The sequence below is a fragment of the Paraflavitalea sp. genome, assembly GCF_059502485.1.
The window spans coordinates 2,750,695-2,768,689 of the sequence record NZ_JCACET010000008.1 but is presented as its reverse complement, the minus strand read 5'-3'; the positions used below and the strand labels follow the sequence as shown (position 1 = coordinate 2,768,689).

Sequence of the window (17,995 nt, the reverse complement as noted above, 5' to 3'; positions counted from 1 at the left end):
TTAATAGCCGGGGTTTTGCAGCATCGCCGGCATTTTCCGCACTTCTCCATCTGGTATCGGCCAGAGATAATTGCGTTCTTTGAACCCATGTCTATTGACATTGGTAGTAATGACCTCGTATGTGAAAGTACTTCCTGTTTTGGTGATCTTCATTCCCTGGCCATATTTACCGTCGAGCATGGTCGCTATTTTCCAGCGACGGATATCGTCGTAACGAATGCCTTCTGCAAACAGCTCGATACGACGCTCATTACGAATGACGGTGCGCATTTCGTCCTGTGTCATTCCGGCCTTCAGACCGTAACTGTTATCAGCACCGGGCAGGATGCCAGCACGCTCACGCAGTTTGATAAGAGGTGCATATGCCTGGCTGGTTTGTCCTGTTTCGTTGATCGCTTCTGCATAGTTCAATAGTATCTCTGCATAACGGATCAGGGGCCAGGCCCGCTGGGTGGTGAAGCTACTATTGGCTGAGATATTGTCGTCGCACATTTTTCGTATGAAATACCCTGTGAGGTTTCCGGGAAAACCGTCTTGTCCGGGCGCTCCCTGGTAGGTGTCTACGGGCGCTCTGTTGGACGTGGAGGTGCTGTAATACAATGCGCCATTGTGTATGATGGAATATCCAAAACGTGGATCGCGGTTGGCATAAGGATTGGCCGCATCATAGCCCGTTGGGTTTGCAGGAGATTTTATGTCTTCTGTGATAGGCTTACCATTAATGGTGGGAAAGGCATCGACAACGCTTTGGGTAGCGCGTGTGCTGTTGGAACTTCCTCCACGGCTTTGTGTGGTGAAGTAGGCTTCCATGTCTTTATTGTTGCCGCGGTAAAATGCAAAGATGTATTCGGGTGTGGGCAGCTGGTTTCTTGTGAGGAATACTCCCACAAATCCATATCCGGGCTCCGCAGGGCGGGTTGTTTTGTCGATGTACAAGGTATACTGGCCTGAGTTAATGACTTCGTTTGCTGCATCGGCTGCTGCCTGCCAACGTGCCGGTGAGGCTGAAGGATATCCTATCAGGGGCTTCACAGCTGCATCGGCTTCCATGCTGCCTCCATTAAAGAGTGGGCTGGCGGCAGTCAACAACATTTTTGATTTGAGGGCCAGGGCTGCGCCTTTGGTAGCACGACCATAATCGGGATCAGCATATCCGGTGACAGAAGGCAATATCTGCGCGCAGGCATTGGATTCGCTGACGACATAGTTCACACATTCTTCCCAGGTATTGCGCGGCAGGTTGATCAGATCGCTTATGCCAAATACTTTATCGCCTATGAGGGGCACGCCTCCAAATGAGATCATCAACTGGTAGTAGAACCAGGCCCGGAGAAAACGTGCTTCTCCAGCGATCCTTTGCTTCGTGCTTTCTGCCAAAGGGGTGTTGGGCAATTTGGACAGCAGGAGATTCACCCGGCGGATATTTGCGTAAGCAACATTGTAACAATCGCCCATCAATCCTCCACCTCCTGTGAGGGCATTGTAGGCTCCTGTAACCAACAGTACTTGCGGCGCGGCGGTATTGCCTGAAAGGGTTTCCTGATCGTCGGTCACCACATCGGTATTACCGGCGCCGCTAAAGCGGGCTGGATTGAACCAGAAACCTATGTCCTGGTAGATGCGACCAAGGAACTGCATAGTGCGTATGCTATCGGAAAATACCAGGTCTTCATTGAGGGCCGTAGAGGCCCTGTTATCCAAAAAATCGGTTGACTTTTTACAGCCTTGTATGAGCACGATGGCAATGACCAAGGCAATCGTATAGTTGAGTAATGTTTTCATTGTGCTGTTTTTAAAAGCTAAGGCTGAGGCCAAAGTTGAACATACGTTGTGGCGGATAGGGTACACGGTCGCTGCCGGAGCTTACTTCGGGATCGACCTGGTATAGGTTATCCAGCTTGCTCCACAGCAGCAGGTTGGTGCCGTTGGCATAGATGCGCAGTCCCTGCACCCTGAATCGCTTCAGCAAAGAGCCGGGTACATTGTAAGCGATCTCCGCATTGCGCAGGCGGATGTAATCTCCACGGCGGTACCAGAAATCGGCCGGGTAAGCGCGCGGATCGGAGATGCGACTTACGTAACTGAGTACCGGATACTTTGCCTGGTTGCCGCGTTCGGTTGTCCATGCCTGTAGATGGATCGGCTGCAGGTTGGTAGAGAATGCCTGTATCTGTTCGGCAATGCCTCTTACGTTGAACTGTGCTGCTCCCTGAAAAAGCAGATTGACCGAGAAATTGCGGTATTCGAAATTGAGTGGTATGCCGTATACGATACGTGGGAAGTTGGCATATTCGCTAACATACTGGTCGAATGCATCGATCTTGTTATCGCCGTTGAGGTCAGCAAATTTCAGGTCGCCGGGAATGACCGCCAGCGGTGTGGCCGGGCTGTTGGCGATGTCGGTCTTATCGTTGTAGAAGCCTTCATACTGGTATACACGGATGGCTCCGATAGACTTACCGGTAAAGGCCATCCAGGGATACATCTGTGGTGCTTCGTCCTGGTATACGATGGTATTTTTGACGTAGGAGAAATTACCTCCGATGCTGAAGCGGAAGTTATCGCCAATCACATCACGATAAGTGATCTGTGCTTCCATGCCGATGTTCTTTACTTTACCAATGTTGACTACCGGCAAGGTTTGCCCAAACAGGGATGATACGCTACCTCTTGTGAAGAGGATATCGTATCGGTCTTTACGAAACACATCGATGGAGGCTGTTATCTTGTTGAATAAACCCAGGTCGATACCCAGGTTATATTCTTTTTGTTTTTCCCAGGTTACCACGGGGTTGGCCATCTGCCCTTCGGAGATGCCTGTGAAGCCATTGTCGGTTGTACCGAATGATCCCGCGTAACCGTTCACCCCGTTGCCGGTGTTATAGGTTTGGAGGTAGTAATAGGTAAGGTTATTGTAATCAGCATTGCCGAATTTATCGTTGCCTACCATTCCGTAAGATCCGCGTATTTTGAACTGATCAACAAAAGGCAGTGCGCTTTTGAAGAAGTTCTCGCGACTAAGGTTCCATCCTACCGACACAGCGGGGAAGAATCCATACTGGTTGCCTTCGGCAAAGCGATCGCTACCATTGTAGGCGCTAACCAGGCTCAACAAATATTTCTGTTTGTAATCGTAGTTGATCCTGCCGGTGAGGCCCCGGAAGTTGGCGGGCACAAAGTTATAGATCACGTTTCCGCTTGCCGCCAGGCGGGTGTTCTGGTTGGCCAGTGCAAGAATGGTAAGATGATGGTGCCCGATACTGTGGTCATAATTCAATTGCAGCTGTGCGTTCAACACGCGCAGTGTACTGTTGGGTGAATAACCCAACCCGGGAGCAGGCACTCGCAGGACGGCCGGATCGCGGGGTATATAGGCTTTGGCAATGGTATCGTTTACAAAGGATGGGAAGTTGTCGCGTGTAAGGCTGCGTCCATAACCATAGGCGCTGGAATAGGCCAGCACTCCACGGGCCGAGAGGCCGGGTGTGATGAAGTCAAGTTTTTGGGTGAGCGTGGCATTGAGGGCCATGTTGTTCTCAAAGGAGCGGTTGTACCCAAAGTATTTAAGGCGACCAACGATGTTGTTCACCATGTTGTTGTTGTAATTGGCGCCGAAGCTTTGCTGGAAATAGCTGTAGCCAAAGCTGCCATCCTCATTGTAAATGGGATAGTTGAAGGGCGTAAGGCTACGCCACTGCCCTATTTCCCAAAACACATCGTTGGAATTGAAGGGTGATCCTACGCGGGGTGTATTGATCTCACTGACGTTGCCAGACAGATCAACACGGGCATTCAGATTATTGGTCACTGTAATATCCAGGTTGGAGCGGTAGTTGATCCGCTTGTTGAAGTAGTTGTTGTCGTATCCTTCGCCTTTGCTGAAATCTTTCAGTATGCCGCCCTGGTAGAGGTAGCCAGCTGATACAAAGTATTTCACTCTATCGGAGCCACCTGACACATCTACATTGACACGATTCTGGTTACTGAACTGTTTAAAGAGTATATCTCTCCAATTGTTATCGGGGTGGGTGTATGGGCTCGAGTGTGTACGGAATTTTTCTACATCGTCTTCTGAGAAATAGGGTTTGTAGTTGGGCGCCGGACTTGGCAGGTTGGCATTGTCATTGATCTGCGCTTCGCGAAATAACCTGGCGGCATCGTAGGCGTTCAGGTATTCGGGAAATTTGGTGGGCTGCATGAGGGAGAACTCATTGCGCACCGTGATCTGCGGACGGCCTACTGCACCGCGGCGCGTGTTGACCACCACTACTCCATTGGCACCCCGCACACCATAGATAGCGGTCGTAGAAGCATCTTTCAGGATGGTGAGGCTTTCTATTTCGTTGGGATCGATACGCTGAAACTGGTCATAGCTGAATTCGATATCATCTACTATGATGAGGGGAGCGTTGTTACCAGCGAAGGTGCTTTGTCCCCTGATAAAAAACTCAGCTCCATCTCCTCCGGGCCGCCCGGAACGTTGCTGGGAGGTGTAGCCCGGCAGTTTTCCCATCAGTGTGTTTTGCAAACTGGCAGAGGCATTCTGCCGGATGCTTTCGCCGGTCACGGAGCTGGCTGCTCCCGTGAGGGTGATCTTTTTTTGTTTTCCATATCCTACCACTACCACATCATCGAGGTTGGTGAGTTGCTCTTCGAGTTTGGTGGTGATGGTATTGGAAGCACTGACCGTTAGTTCGCGCGTAGCATAACCAACCGAGCCAACCAACAAAACTGCTTTGGGGCCTTTCAGGGTGATGGTGAAGCGGCCTTCATTGTCGGTGGCGGTTGCATTGGCAGGGAATGCTTTTTCGGTAACGGTAGCGCCGGCCAGCGGCCCTTCTTTACCGGATACGACACCTGTTATGACACGCCCCTGTGCATAGGCGAGCTGGGTGATCGTACTCATGATTATCAGCAATCGTATAAAGATTTTCATTGCTCCAGGGATTATGTCGTTGAATATGTTTACCAGCCCTCGTTCTGTACAAGGTTGGGGTTCTTTAATACTTCGTCGTATGGCAGTGGCATGTAGTACAGCCTATTGTTAAAGCTCATGGCCTCTACTGGCTTGTTGTAGGTATAGGTGAGTGTTCCGCCAACAGGATCTTTCGTGATGGTGACTCCTGTCATATTGCCCTGCAATACCTGTGGGGCAATCTTCCAGCGGCGTATATCGTAAAAGCGATGTTCCTCGAAAGCCAGTTCAATACGTCTTTCATTCTGTATCAATGTCCGCATCTCTTCCTGTGTAATGGATGTTTTGATGCCATAGCGTGCGGGAGAGCCAGCCGTGATGCCGGCACGCTTACGCAGTAATCCTATTTGTGTTACGGCATCTTCTGTGCGCCCCATTTCGTTGAGTGCTTCTGCGTAATTGAGAATGATCTCTGCGTAGCGGAAGAGGGGGAAGTTGTGGCTTTGGTTGGAATAGGCTGTAGCATTGCCGAAATCGCCCAGGAACTTACGCAGGTAGTAACCAGTTCTTGTTTGGGTCGTATTGATCGCGTTGGGCTTGTCTTTTCCTCCTTCAAATGTTTCCACTGGACGTCTTTGCCACATCGTGCCATTGAAGAAAACCGTCCAACCCAGGCGGGGGTCACGGTTTACGTACGGGCTTGCAGCATCGTAGCCTGTAGGGTTGCCGGCTGTTTTGATGTCTTCCGTGATCGTTCCTCCCTTGAGGGTTGGGAAGGCATTCACCAGCTCTTGTGTAGGACTCGTTTGACCCAGTGAGACGTTGGGTGCTGTAAAACCAACAGGAGATTGTGACAGTTCAAGATCAAAGTTATTGGGCGACTGCTTTGCCAGGATCACTTCTGTATTCTTCTTTGCATTGAATACATTGAAGAAGGTAGTATTGAGGTTGTAGTAGCCGAGCGAATTAAATTCATTGTAGGTATCTATTACTTTTTGCCAGCGACCGGGATCGGCTGTTGTGAACCCTGTCAATGCTTTCCGATTGGCATCTCCTGAAACGCCGCCACCATTGAACAAAGGCGAAGCAGCATAGAGCTGTACCCGCATTTTGAGTGCTACTGCACAGCTTTTGTGAATATTGCCCAGCTCAGCATCTGCAATGGCTCCTACCGCACGTAAATCTTCTTTGATGGCATCGCATTCGCTGACAATATAATTTACGCAAGCCTCAAATGTATTGCGCGGCAGTTGCAGGTTATCGGTATAGTTAAACACGTTATCGCCAATGAGGGGAACGCCGCCGTACCGTTTTACCAATTCCCAATAGTGTAAAGCGCGAATGAAACGCACTTCTGCTTTCCACGCCTTATTGCGGGTGGGTGCAGCAGCCCGTACAGGCACTTTGTCGATATTGGTAAGGAATATATTGGCAGATCGAATACCAGCGTAGCCTCTTGACCAGTAATTATCGGGATAGTTGTTGGCTGTGAGCGCGCCGTTGGTGAAGAAGGCTACAGTGGTGCCGGTTACAGTGTTACGAGAAGTAACTGCTTCGCCGGCAGCGTTGTCGAGAAAGTCACCGGCAATGCGGTTGAAACCTCCCGGCAATGTACCGTATACGCCACGCAGGTAGGCTTGTGCATTCACCGCATTGGAATCGGCAGGGTCCCACACCAGCTCCGGTGAATTGAAGTCGAGTGGTTCTGTTTCTTCCCGGCGACAGGCCACCAGCAAGGTCAACAGCAGCAGGAACCAACCGGTATTAACGGTAATGTATCTATGTTGCTTCATGATGGGTTAAAATTTTACGTTGATGCCGATGGTGTAAAGTCTTTGTACAGGATAGGCTCCCAGGTTGATCTCCGGGTCGATCCCTTTTTCGAGGGAAGAGAAGGTGAGCAGATTCGTGCCACCTATATATACCCGTACTCCCTGCAGCCATACTTTTTTCGCAAGATGATCGGGCAGGCTGTAACCCAGCTCCACCGTCTTTAGCCGCAGGTAATTGCCCGAGCGCATCCAATAGGATGAATAGCGATAATTGTTGTCATTGAATCCTATGGTCATGCGCGGATAAGTGGCTGTAGCGGCAGTGGCAGGGGTCCAACGGCCGAGGTTGTGTTCATAGGCTTGTCCAAATCCATTGGCCTGGAAGGCATAGTAGCTGCCGCCAGACAAGAAGAAGTCCCGGTTGGCTGTTCCCTGTGCGAGTGCAAAGAAGTCGAACCCTTTATAGGCTACGCTGACATTGAGTCCATAGGTGATCAATGGGCCATCGTTGCCAAAAGGCGCCTGGTCGAACTGGTTGATGATGCCATCGTTGTTGAGGTCTTTATAGCGTATATCGCCTGGCTTGGGTTTGTAGCTGAAGCCTTCGAGCTTGGGGCCGGATTCGATCTCTGTATCATTCTGGAATAATCCGTCAGCTATAAATCCGAAGGGCCTGCCAACTCTCTCACCGGTGCGTTGCATCCAGGGATAAGGCTGTGGTATTTCATCTATGTACAATACTTTGGAGCCCTGCAATCCCAGTACTCCTCTTACCACATAAGTAAATGCTGCTGCTTCGCGGCTTTGCCAACTCAACTGGAGGTCTACACCCGAAAAGCGCTGACGGCCTGCGTTGACGTCGGGATAGCTATTGCCGAGTAAACCCGTGTTACTGCCACGTTGTATTAACAGATCATAATATCTATCGGTGTAAAATTCTGCTGTAATGCCCAGGCGTTTTTGAAAGAAGCTTCCATCAAGACCAATGGTGAGTTTGGCTGCTTTTTCGTATCCGCGTCCGATATTGGGTAACTGTGGTTCTACCAATGTTCCCTGTGAACCTGCTGCTGTGCCGAAGATGACGCCATTGCCTGATATATAGCGGCGCTGGTATTGGAAATATCCGGGGTTATCGTTACCAGTGATACCGTAAGACCCATAGAGTTTAAGGGTCGACAACCAACTGATGCCTTGTGCAAATTTTTCCTGATCGATATTCCAGGCCAGACCAGCCGCCGGAAACAAAGCATATTTTGTATTGCCGTTATCGGGGTAGCGGTTGGAGCCGTTGTACCCGGTAGCAATCTCCAGCACATATCGTTGATCGAAGCTGTATGCCAACCGACCAGCCAATCCCTGCACGGTGTAGGGCAACTCGTTTCCATTGACAGAATTATCGCGATTGGCCAATACTACTGCATTCAGGTGATGCCTGCCCCATTGTTTCTGGTAACCGGCTGTAAACTCGAGGTAATCGTAACGACGCTGGAAGTTGATGCTGTTGCCATTGGCCTGCAATCCATCGTTGCCATATTTAAGGTAAGAGACCTGTCCTGTTGGTGATACCTGTCGCTGGTATACAGCAAAGCTTTTAGCGCGGTTGATGTCTTCTCGCAGTGTAGAATAATAGGATGCTACTGCATTTACATAGAGGCCGGGCAGCAGGTCGTCCAACTCGCGGCGTAGTGAGAAGTTGGCGCTCACTGTACGGAAGTAGTTCTCACCATATCCGGATGAGAAGATTCCTGCTTTGAGGTTATTCTGGTATTGCTGGTTGCCTCCATAGCTGCCGTCTTCATTGTAAACGGGATAGGCATTGTTGGGCGTAGTGAAGAGGGCTCCCAACAACTGTGAGGGCAGGGCGCCGGTATAGTTCACATTATAATTGCTACCAAACAGGTTTACGCCCAGCTTCAATCGTTTGGTGATGTTGACATCAACCGTCGAGCGGATGACGTAGCGTTTAAAGTCGTTGTCTGTATTATAGGTATTGGCCGGTGTGGTCTTGAAGATACCTGTCTGCCGTGTGTGTTCGAGGGATACGAAATAACGTGCTGCGCGTCCTCCCCCACTGGCGTTGAGTACATACTGGTTGAACATGGGTGTTTTTTCCAGTATCTCACGTCGCCAGTCTACATTGGGATGGCCGAATGGATCGGTTCCTGTGCGGTATGCTTCCAGGTCGGCTGCACTGTAAGCTGCCGGCAAACCATCGTTTGCCAATCCTTCATTATACAGCTGTGCGTATTGGTATGCATCCAGCACGCGCGGCTCATTGATAGATTGCTGGAAGGAAGTGTTCACATTGAGCGTGATGGCAGGTTTGGATATACTTCCTTTGCGGGTGGTGATGAGGATAGCGCCGTTGGCTCCCCGCACACCGAGTGTAGATAAGGACAATGCATCTTTCAACACGGTAATGGAAGCAATCTGGCCGGGATCAAAACCAACCAAATCGGGCCGCAGGATACCATCCACATAAATGGCAGGATTCCTGCCTCTTAAGGAAAGGCTAACCTGGTCAGAGGTGAGCGATCCACTGTTCTGGTTGGTGTACAATCCTGCTACCTGCCCCACCATTGCATTCAATACATTCGTAACCGGCATACGGGTAAGCTTAGACGGGTACAATGTCTGGGTGGATGTGGCTGTGAAATGGGGAGATGTTTTACTATAGAGCAAATTGATGGTCCCGGTATCGGTCATCTTCGGCTCTATGGTATCTTTCGGCGCCTGCGCTGCCGAAGTGATACTTAACAGGAGCGACAGTGTTCCTGTCGCCAGGTGAATGGGGTGTAATTGTATTTTCATAAGCAGCAAATCCGTTGATAAATCGTTTGGAAAATTAGAATACGCTTACTGAAGTGACTCAGAATAGCGTATCATTGTTTCTCACTCCTGTATCAATCGGTTGCTGCTTTTTGCGTGTTGTTATTTTACTACGGGGAATGCCACCACACGTAGTTTGGTGCATCCATAAGGGATCAATACTATACGGTGTTCCTGCTCTTCTACCCTACCCTGGTAAACATTTGCACGGGTTGTGATGGGCTGATCGGCCACGGCATTACCGTTGAGCACCCAATCGGTAACTTTCTTAGCTACAGTGGTAATCTCAATTGGTGCGTTGGCTTCGTTCCAGATGAAATCATCGCCTACAGCTTTCGTTTGTATGGTTGTATGGCGGGCAGGATCGTCCACTACTTTTTTCAATAGCCCATAATTCCAATCGCTTTGTGGTATGATCTCATCGTAGGGGCCTTCTGTAAATTCTTTCTCGCCCCGCAGGCTATCACGTTTCCATTCTGCTTTCACTTTCAATGCGTAGACCAAAGGACCGCGTTCGATGTTACGCGAATTACGTCCGCCGTTGGTGGTAGTGATCTGCATAGGAAAATCAAGTATCACTTCATCGCCTGTTTGCCAGGTACGATCAAGTGTGATGATCCCATTAACAGGCTTTATATTCTGTAGGGTTCCATTCAGCTTTACTGTCGCTGCTTTGCACCAGGAGGGCACCCGCCATTGCATCGGAAACTTCACCGGTGCTGCCGCATCGATGATAAACTTCACTTCACTATTGAATGGATAGGTGGTCACTTCTTTCACCTTTATTTTCTTTCCTTTAATGATTGTATTGAGTGTGTTCGGACTATAGAGCATAGCCATCAGTCCGCCTGCAGGCGTGCCATACCACAGGTGGCTGGCAAACTTTGCCCAGCCCTGGTGCATGTTGGCTGTGCAACATGTATATCCTGCGTAAGGACCAAACACATTGTTCATGCCGCGGTCGAACGGCAATGAGAAGTTTGACACACCGCGTTTCACTGCCACCTGGTTGGCTACCTGGAAGTATTGCCGCTCCGTATAGTTGTCATTTGTTTGTGTAGGCAGTGCATTGAAGGTCATCTTTTCCAATGCATCGGCATAGCTGTGGTTGCCGGTAATGGGAATGATCTCTTCCAATGAATACATGGTTTCCACAATAGCGCAAAGCTCCGTGCCTTGCATGGGCAGGTTTCCGTGGAGGTCTTCATCTGCGCTAAACATTCCATAAGGAAGGCCATGTAGTGTCATCAGATCACGGAAGCCAGTATCGAGGCTATCGATCTGTTTTTTATTGCGTGTAGCCTGGTATTGTACAGCAGGCAGTTTCAGCGCCATACCTACATTCACGCCGTGCCGGTCCATCCAGTGGTCACCATTTTGTTGGGCTGCTGCTTCCATCACCCAGTTGCGTGCACCGAAGAGTTGTGTCCAGGGAGTTGTTTGCTGATAGATCAGGTCACCGAGCTGTAACAGAAACGCATCGCCTGTCTGGCGATAAAGCCAGTAGATCAACAGAAGGTTATCGCCACCACGGGCGGTAGACCATTCACTCCACTTTCCAAGCGGGCAGGTTTTCAGTGCTGTGAGCTGGTACCTGAAGTATTTCGTCATGAAGGGCAGTACGCGGGGATCTTTGGTAGCTGAATAATATTGCTGGATCACTTTCAGCATGACCATGCGTGGCCACCAGTCGGCTCCATTGTCGGGTGATGTTTCTGTTGTTTTACCTTCCCGCTCTGCTTTAGACAGCGGGCCGAAGAAACCAGAAGGGCGTTGGTTCTCGATGTTCCAGTTTACGAACCGCAGCACTTTTGCTTTCAAGGCTTCATCGTTGAGTATATAGGCCAGTGGCAGTGCTCCATCCAGCCAATAGGGTGTCTCCTCCCAGTCATCACCTTTTCCGCCAAGCCATCCGTTGTCGTTCTTTATTTTCCAGTAATATTCGTCGAGGTGCCCGGTAGCGCCATTTTTCATGATGTGGAGCTGGTTCTTTAACCAGCCTTCGGGCTGTATGCTACCAAGGGGTAATTCTGTATAGTGCAGCGAGGATAAAGGTTTTGCCTGTGGCTGTTTTTCTTTCTGCTGTTGTGCCATTCCTGTCCATCCCGCCAATACGAGGCCTGCTATGCAAACAATCTTTTTCATTTTTTCTTCTGTACGTGGGCGTCAAAGAAACTTGTAAAATCTGTAGCGGGTTCCATATTCTGTCTCAAGTTTTCTCAAATGCGTATCAATTGTCTGTATCGTTCAAAAATGGGTTGTGGGTACCGGAAGGTGGATTGTAAAATGGGTTACCTTTAAACCGAAGGCCTGTGATGCCACGTGTATTATGTATTTTATCAGACTATTGCTTTGCCTATTGTGTTGCGGATTGGTATCCGATGGTATGTCCCAACCCTATTATTTCAGGCGTTACCAGGTGGAAAACGGCCTTTCGTACAACTCGGTTTTCTGCAGCCTGCAGGACCGGCAGGGTTTTATGTGGTTTGGCACACGCGACGGGCTGAACCGTTTTGATGGTTATCGCTTCAAAGTATTCCGGCAAACACGCAGTGACAGCAACAGCATCGGCAACAATTTTATCTTCAGCCTGCATCAAAACAGTGATAGTGTCTTATGGGTGGGTACCGCCCAGGGGCTTTATCGTTATTATCCCGCTTCTGAAAAATTTGCACGTTTTATGCCCATTCCTGCCCGGGGTATCCGTGATATCAACAGTGATGCATCGGGCAACCTCTGGGTGATCAATGGCAACCGGCTGTTGCGTTATCAGCAACGCGACGGCCATCTCACCGAATATCCTCTTGCAGTGGTACCTGATCTTACTTCTATTTGCGTGGCCCGCAATCAACAGGTATGGGCACCCTCCAACAATGGGTTCATCTATCACTATAATGCACAGCAGGATAGTTTTGAACGTTTCGATGTCTTCGATCATTCTCCCCCGGCCACTTCACGGCGTATCGAAAAGGTGATGGAAACGGATGACGGACACCTGCTGGTAGCGACTACCAACCAGGGTGTCAAGTTGTTCGATACAAAAAGCAGGACTTATGAAGACCTGCTTACTTATAATGCCGACAAGACCGAGATATATGCCCGTGACTTTTTGAAGGGAGACGGCAATGAGTATTGGATTGCCACCGAGTCGGGCATTTACATTTACAATCTTACTTCGCATACATATACGCATCTCACCAAAAATTTCACGGACAGTTATTCTATTTCGGACAATGCCGTGTATTCGCTTTGCAAGGACCGCGAAGGTGGCATCTGGGCAGGTACTTACTTTGGTGGCGTCAATTATTATGCAAAGCAATCTATTGTATTCGAGAAATATGCCCCTGAAGGCACACCGCATTCGCTGGTGGGTAATGTAGTAAGGGAGATCACCGGTGATCATGATGGTAATCTCTGGATCGGGACGGAAGATGGCGGACTTAATAAACTAAATACAACCAGCGGACAGTTTACGCATTTCCAGCCAACCGGGCAACCGGGCAGTATTGTATATAACAATATTCATGGCTTGCTGGTAAACGGTGATCGTTTGTGGATCGGCACGTATGAGCATGGACTGGATGTACTGGATATCCGGACCGGTAAAGTGGTGCGGCATTACAAGGCCGGTAATGGGCCTATGGACCTGAAAAGTAATTTCATTGTTAGTTTTTGCAAGAGCCGCAACGGTACGATTTACGTAGCCACCCGTCAAGGTCTTTACCAGTACTATCCGGCCAATGATGGGTTTGACAAGGTGAAGGCAATACCTCCCAATGCTTTTGTGTATAGTGTTGTGGAAGCGAAAGACGGTACCCTGTGGGCAGGCACGCTTGGGGAAGGTGTATTTTATTTCAACCCATTCACCGGCGCCAATGGCAACATCCGCTCAACCGGAGACAATGGCATGGTCAGCAATAGCATCAACTCCGTATATGAAGACAGCCGTGGCCTGTTGTGGTTTGCGACAGAAGATGCCGGCCTTATGCTGTACAATCCCAGGCAGCAGACCTTTCGCTATTTCACTACCGACAATGGCCTGCCTTCCAATTTTGTGTTCAAGGTCATTGAAGATGACCAGCATCATATCTGGATCAGCACCACGAAAGGGCTTGTGCTGTATCAACCTCAGCAAGAGGCTTTTCATGTATTTACGCGCGCCAATGGTTTGCTGAGTGATCAGTTTAATTACAATTCAGCGTATAAAGACCGGGAGGGTCGTCTTTGTTTCGGCAGTGTGAAAGGCATGGTACGGTTCCCGCCTTCTGTGACAAGACAGACTGTTTATCACCCGGCTGTTTTTATTACTAACCTGCAGTTGAGTACGGATAGCGGCACCAATGTACCTGTGCTGCCTTCAGTGATTACACATCAATGGACGCTACCGCACGACAACAACTCTTTCAGCATCGACTTTGCGGCGCTGAGTTTTGCTTCGCCCGAGATGACCGTGTATCAATATCAACTGGAAGGGCTAGATAAAGGCTGGAACCTGCTGCCCGTGAACCGCAGGGTATATTTTACACGTCTGTCGCCGGGCCACTATACATTCCGTGTAAAGGCTTCTATCGATGGTGTTCATTGGAGTGAGCAGGAGGCCACATTGCGGCTGTACATACGTCCTCCTTTCTGGGCAACCGGCTGGGCTTATGCCTTGTATGCCTTGCTGGCCATTGGGCTGGTGTTCTTCATAGTACGCAGCTATCACCGCAGGACTGCCGAAAAAACGAAGCGTGCCCTGGAGTTGCTGGAACATGAGAAGGAGAAGGAGCATTATCAATCCAAGATCGATTTCTTTACCAATGTAGCGCACGAGATCCGCACACCGCTTACCCTGATCAGGGCTCCTATGGAAAGGTTGCTGGAAAAGAACGATCACCCAACAGATGTCTCAGCTCATCTTAGATTGATGGACCGGAACACCAAGCGTCTGTTGGAGTTGACAACACAGCTACTTGACTTCCGGAAGGTAGAGGCCAATACTTATACGCTTCGATTCACCCCTACTGATGTGCGCCAGCTTATTACCGATAGCTTTCAGTCGTTCAGTTTCCTCGCTGGTCAGTCGGGTATGCAGATTGACTTAGCGATGCCTTCTCAGCCAGTAGTGGCGCAGGTGGATGTGGATGCCTTCCAGAAGATCGTGAACAATCTTTTTGACAATGCTATCAAATACGGGGCAGACAAGGTAGCGGTCCAGTTGACGGCCGATACAGAAACGCTGACCTTACAGGTAATGAATGATGGATTGCTGATCGATCCGGCCTTACAGGAGAAGATATTCGAACCTTTCTTCCGGACAAAAGAAGCTGCCAACAGTGCCGGCAGTGGTATTGGCCTTGCGCTGGCCCGGTCACTGGCTATACTTCATAAGGGTCAGCTAAAGGCAGTTGTTGACGAAGCTGCGGGCATGAATGTATTCGTGTTGTCGTTGCCTTTGCAACAAGCATCCGTATTGGAAACATCTATAACCGTACCTCAATGAAACCTATTGTATTACTCGTAGACGACAACAAAGATATCATCGACTTCCTGGTGGCTGACCTGAGTGGGCATTATGAAATAAAGATCGCTTTCAACGGAAAGGCTGCGCTGAACATGCTGGAGGCTGAAGCGGTGGACCTTATCATCAGCGATGTGATGATGCCGGTGATGGATGGGTTCGAACTTTGCCGGCAGGTGAAATCGGGTTTTATGCTGAGTCATATTCCCGTGATCTTATTAACCGCTAAAGACACCCTTCAATCAAAAATACAGGGGCTGGAGCATGGGGCTGATGCTTATATAGAAAAGCCATTCTCACCCGAGTATTTGCATGTTCAGATCAGGAACCTCCTGAGCAACCGAAGTAAGGTGCGGGATTATTTCGCTACCTCACATCTTGCTCATATCAAAAGCATCGCTTTTACACGTGCCGATGAGCAGTTCCTTGAAAAGATGAATTCCATTATCCTTGAAAAGATGCATCACGAACATTTCGATGTAGACGACCTGGCACGGGAGCTGAATATGAGCCGGCCAACGCTTTACCGGAAAGTGAAAGAGATATCTTCGCTTACTCCCAATGAGCTGATCAACGTAACAAGGTTAAAACGGGCTGCCACTTTACTGGCCGAAGGCAGTTATAAAGTGTATGAGGTGGCCGATATGGTAGGTTATAGCTCCCAGACCTATTTTGGCAAGAGTTTTCAAAAGCAATTCGGTCTTTCTCCAACAGAATTTATCCACTCGCTCGATAAGGGCAAAGAGACTAAGGAATAAGGCGCCTATCCCGGCTTTGCTCCTAAAAAAATGCGACATTTGCCCCTTTACTCACTATGAAGGTTTGTATTGCAGAAAAGCCAAGTGTGGCCAGGGACATTGCAGCGATCATTGGCGCCAGGGATCGTAAGGATGGTTACCTGGAAGGTAACGGTTACCAGGTGACCTGGACCTTCGGGCATTTCTGTACGCTGAAGGAACCGCATGACTATACAGACCAATGGAAATTCTGGCGGCTGGAAGACCTTCCCATGATCCCTCCCAGTTTTGGCATCAAGCTGATCGACAATGATGGCGTACAAAAGCAGTTTAAAGTAATAGAGCAGTTGGTGAAGCAATGTGATGAAGTGATCAACTGCGGGGATGCCGGCCAGGAGGGTGAACTTATTCAACGATGGGTATTGCTGAAAGCACAATGTACGGCCCCCGTTAAAAGGCTATGGATATCCTCTCTTACAGAAGAAGCCATCCGGGAAGGTTTTCAGAAACTTAGAGAGGCTAATCAATATGATAACTTGTATGCTGCAGGCAGTGCACGGGCTATTGGTGATTGGCTGCTGGGCATGAATGCCACCCGGCTGTTTACCAAAAAGTTTGCACAAGGAAAAACAGTGCTCTCCATTGGCCGGGTGCAAACTCCTACGCTGGCGATGATCGTAGCCCGGCAGAAAGAGATCAATGCTTTCGTGTCGGAAGAATACTGGGAACTTAAAACGGTGTACCGGGATACTGAGTTTACCGCCACCATCGACCGCATCAAAGTACTCGACAGAGCGGAAAAAGGTTTAGCCTATCTGAAGGAGCATCCTTTCGAGATCACTTCGTTTGAGAAGAAAGAAGGTAAAGAAGGTAATCCCCGCTTGTTTGACCTTACGGCATTGCAGGTAGAGGCCAATAAAAAGTATGCGTACTCGGCCGATGATACGCTGAAGTATATTCAGAACCTGTATGAGAAAAAGCTGGTGACGTATCCAAGGGTTGACACCACTTATCTATCGGAAGACCTGCATCCGAAGATTGCGGGCATTATGCAGGACATGACGCCTTATGCGGTGCTGACTGCTCCTATTCTTGCCCAGCCTATTCCCAAGCTGAAGTCCGTGTTCGATGACAAGAAGGTTTCTGATCACCACGCCATTATTCCTACCGGCGTTTATCCATCTAATCTGGCTCAGGAAGAGAAACGTATTTATGATCTCGTGGCCCGGCGTTTCATTGCGGCTTTCTATCCTGAGTGTAAAATCTCCAATACTACTGTTCTGGGCAAAGTAGGCCAGGTGCCGTTTAAGGTAACGGGTAAACAGATACTGGAGCCCGGCTGGAAGGAAGTATATGCCAATGATGTGGCTCCTAAAAAGGAGGGCGAGGAAGAGGAAAAGATATTGCCTGTATTTGTGGCCGGAGAAAGCGGTCCACATACGCCCAGAGTGCACCAGGGAAAAACATCTCCTCCCAAGGCTTTCACTGAAGCTACCTTGCTGCGGGCCATGGAAACTGCGGGCAAGCAGGTGGATGATGAGGAGATGCGTGAGTTGCTAAAGGATAACGGCATTGGCCGTCCTTCTACCCGCGCTAATATTATAGAGACGCTATTCCGTCGCAAGTATATCGAAAAGCGTAAGAAGAATATTTACGCTACGCAAACCGGCATCGATCTTATAGATACCATTCAGACTGAGTTGTTGAAAAGCCCTGAGCTGACCGGCATCTGGGAACGTAAGCTGCGCCTCATCGAGAAAGGTGAATATGCCATGGATACGTTCAAACAGGAACTGATCCAGATGGTCATAGATCTTACCCAGGAAGTGAAGACGGCTACTTATAAAGTGATCACGGTGGCGCCTGATGAGCCCATGAAGAAGGAGAAAGAGAAAGCGGAAAAGCCGGCTAAAGAGTCAAAGCCCAAGGAGCCAAAGAAGGCCGTCGTAATCGAAGAGCAGCAATGTCCGAAATGTAAATCGCATCCGTTAAAGAAAGGCAACACTGCTTATGGATGCGCCAACTTCAAGGTGTGTGGCTTCAAATTACCTTTTGAGGCATTTGGCAAGAAACTATCGGACAAACAAATAACAGACCTGCTCACCAAAGGCAAGACTGGCAAAATAAAAGGATTGAAACTGCCCAATGCTGAAGCTGAGTTAGAAGGCAAGCTGGTCTTGAACGCTGCTTTTGAACTAACGGTAGAGCAGTAAGAAGTCAAGCGTTTTGAATAGAGACT

Annotated in this window: 8 protein-coding genes; 3 read left to right on the top strand and 5 right to left on the bottom strand. The window is 49.2% G+C overall.

Annotated elements, in window-relative coordinates:
* The 5 genes from AC5JBY_RS13805 to AC5JBY_RS13785 all read right to left on the bottom strand — a co-directional run bounded on the left by AC5JBY_RS13805 (nucleotide 1) and on the right by AC5JBY_RS13785 (nucleotide 11,661).
* Complete coding sequence (locus AC5JBY_RS13805) at nucleotides 1-1,782, bottom strand: RagB/SusD family nutrient uptake outer membrane protein (RefSeq protein WP_495905187.1); 1,782 nt, start codon at nucleotides 1,780-1,782, stop codon at nucleotides 1-3.
* A gap of 10 nt (nucleotides 1,783-1,792) precedes the next feature.
* A complete protein-coding gene (locus AC5JBY_RS13800) occupies nucleotides 1,793-4,936 on the bottom strand; it encodes a SusC/RagA family TonB-linked outer membrane protein (protein ID WP_495905186.1) in 3,144 nt (1,047 codons plus the stop codon).
* Nucleotides 4,937-4,965: 29 nt separating this feature from the next.
* A complete protein-coding gene (locus AC5JBY_RS13795; RefSeq protein WP_495905185.1) occupies nucleotides 4,966-6,708 on the bottom strand; it encodes a RagB/SusD family nutrient uptake outer membrane protein in 1,743 nt (580 codons plus the stop codon).
* A gap of 6 nt (nucleotides 6,709-6,714) precedes the next feature.
* Nucleotides 6,715-9,498 carry a SusC/RagA family TonB-linked outer membrane protein gene (locus AC5JBY_RS13790; protein ID WP_495905184.1) on the bottom strand — a complete coding sequence of 928 codons (2,784 nt, stop codon included), beginning with the start codon at nucleotides 9,496-9,498 and terminating at the stop codon, nucleotides 6,715-6,717.
* Nucleotides 9,499-9,618: 120 nt separating this feature from the next.
* Nucleotides 9,619-11,661 carry a beta-L-arabinofuranosidase domain-containing protein gene (locus AC5JBY_RS13785; protein WP_495905183.1) on the bottom strand — a complete coding sequence of 681 codons (2,043 nt, stop codon included), beginning with the start codon at nucleotides 11,659-11,661 and terminating at the stop codon, nucleotides 9,619-9,621.
* Between the two features lie 241 nt (nucleotides 11,662-11,902).
* Here AC5JBY_RS13785 and AC5JBY_RS13780 point away from each other — a divergent pair, with 241 nt between their 5' ends.
* Genes AC5JBY_RS13780 through AC5JBY_RS13770 form a run of 3 tightly spaced genes read left to right on the top strand, consistent with a single transcriptional unit; the run spans nucleotide 11,903 to nucleotide 17,969 of the window.
* Nucleotides 11,903-15,001, top strand: coding sequence for a ligand-binding sensor domain-containing protein (locus AC5JBY_RS13780; protein WP_495905182.1), 3,099 nt, complete (start codon nucleotides 11,903-11,905; stop codon nucleotides 14,999-15,001).
* The gene (locus tag AC5JBY_RS13775) at nucleotides 14,998-15,777 is read left to right on the top strand and encodes a response regulator transcription factor (RefSeq protein WP_495905181.1); all 780 of its coding nucleotides are present in this window, start codon (nucleotides 14,998-15,000) and stop codon (nucleotides 15,775-15,777) included. The genes AC5JBY_RS13780 and AC5JBY_RS13775 overlap by 4 nt, the downstream gene beginning before the upstream one ends.
* A 56-nt stretch (nucleotides 15,778-15,833) precedes the next feature.
* Nucleotides 15,834-17,969 carry a type IA DNA topoisomerase gene (locus tag AC5JBY_RS13770; RefSeq protein WP_495905180.1) on the top strand — a complete coding sequence of 712 codons (2,136 nt, stop codon included), beginning with the start codon at nucleotides 15,834-15,836 and terminating at the stop codon, nucleotides 17,967-17,969.
* Nucleotides 17,970-17,995: the final 26 nt, after the last annotated feature.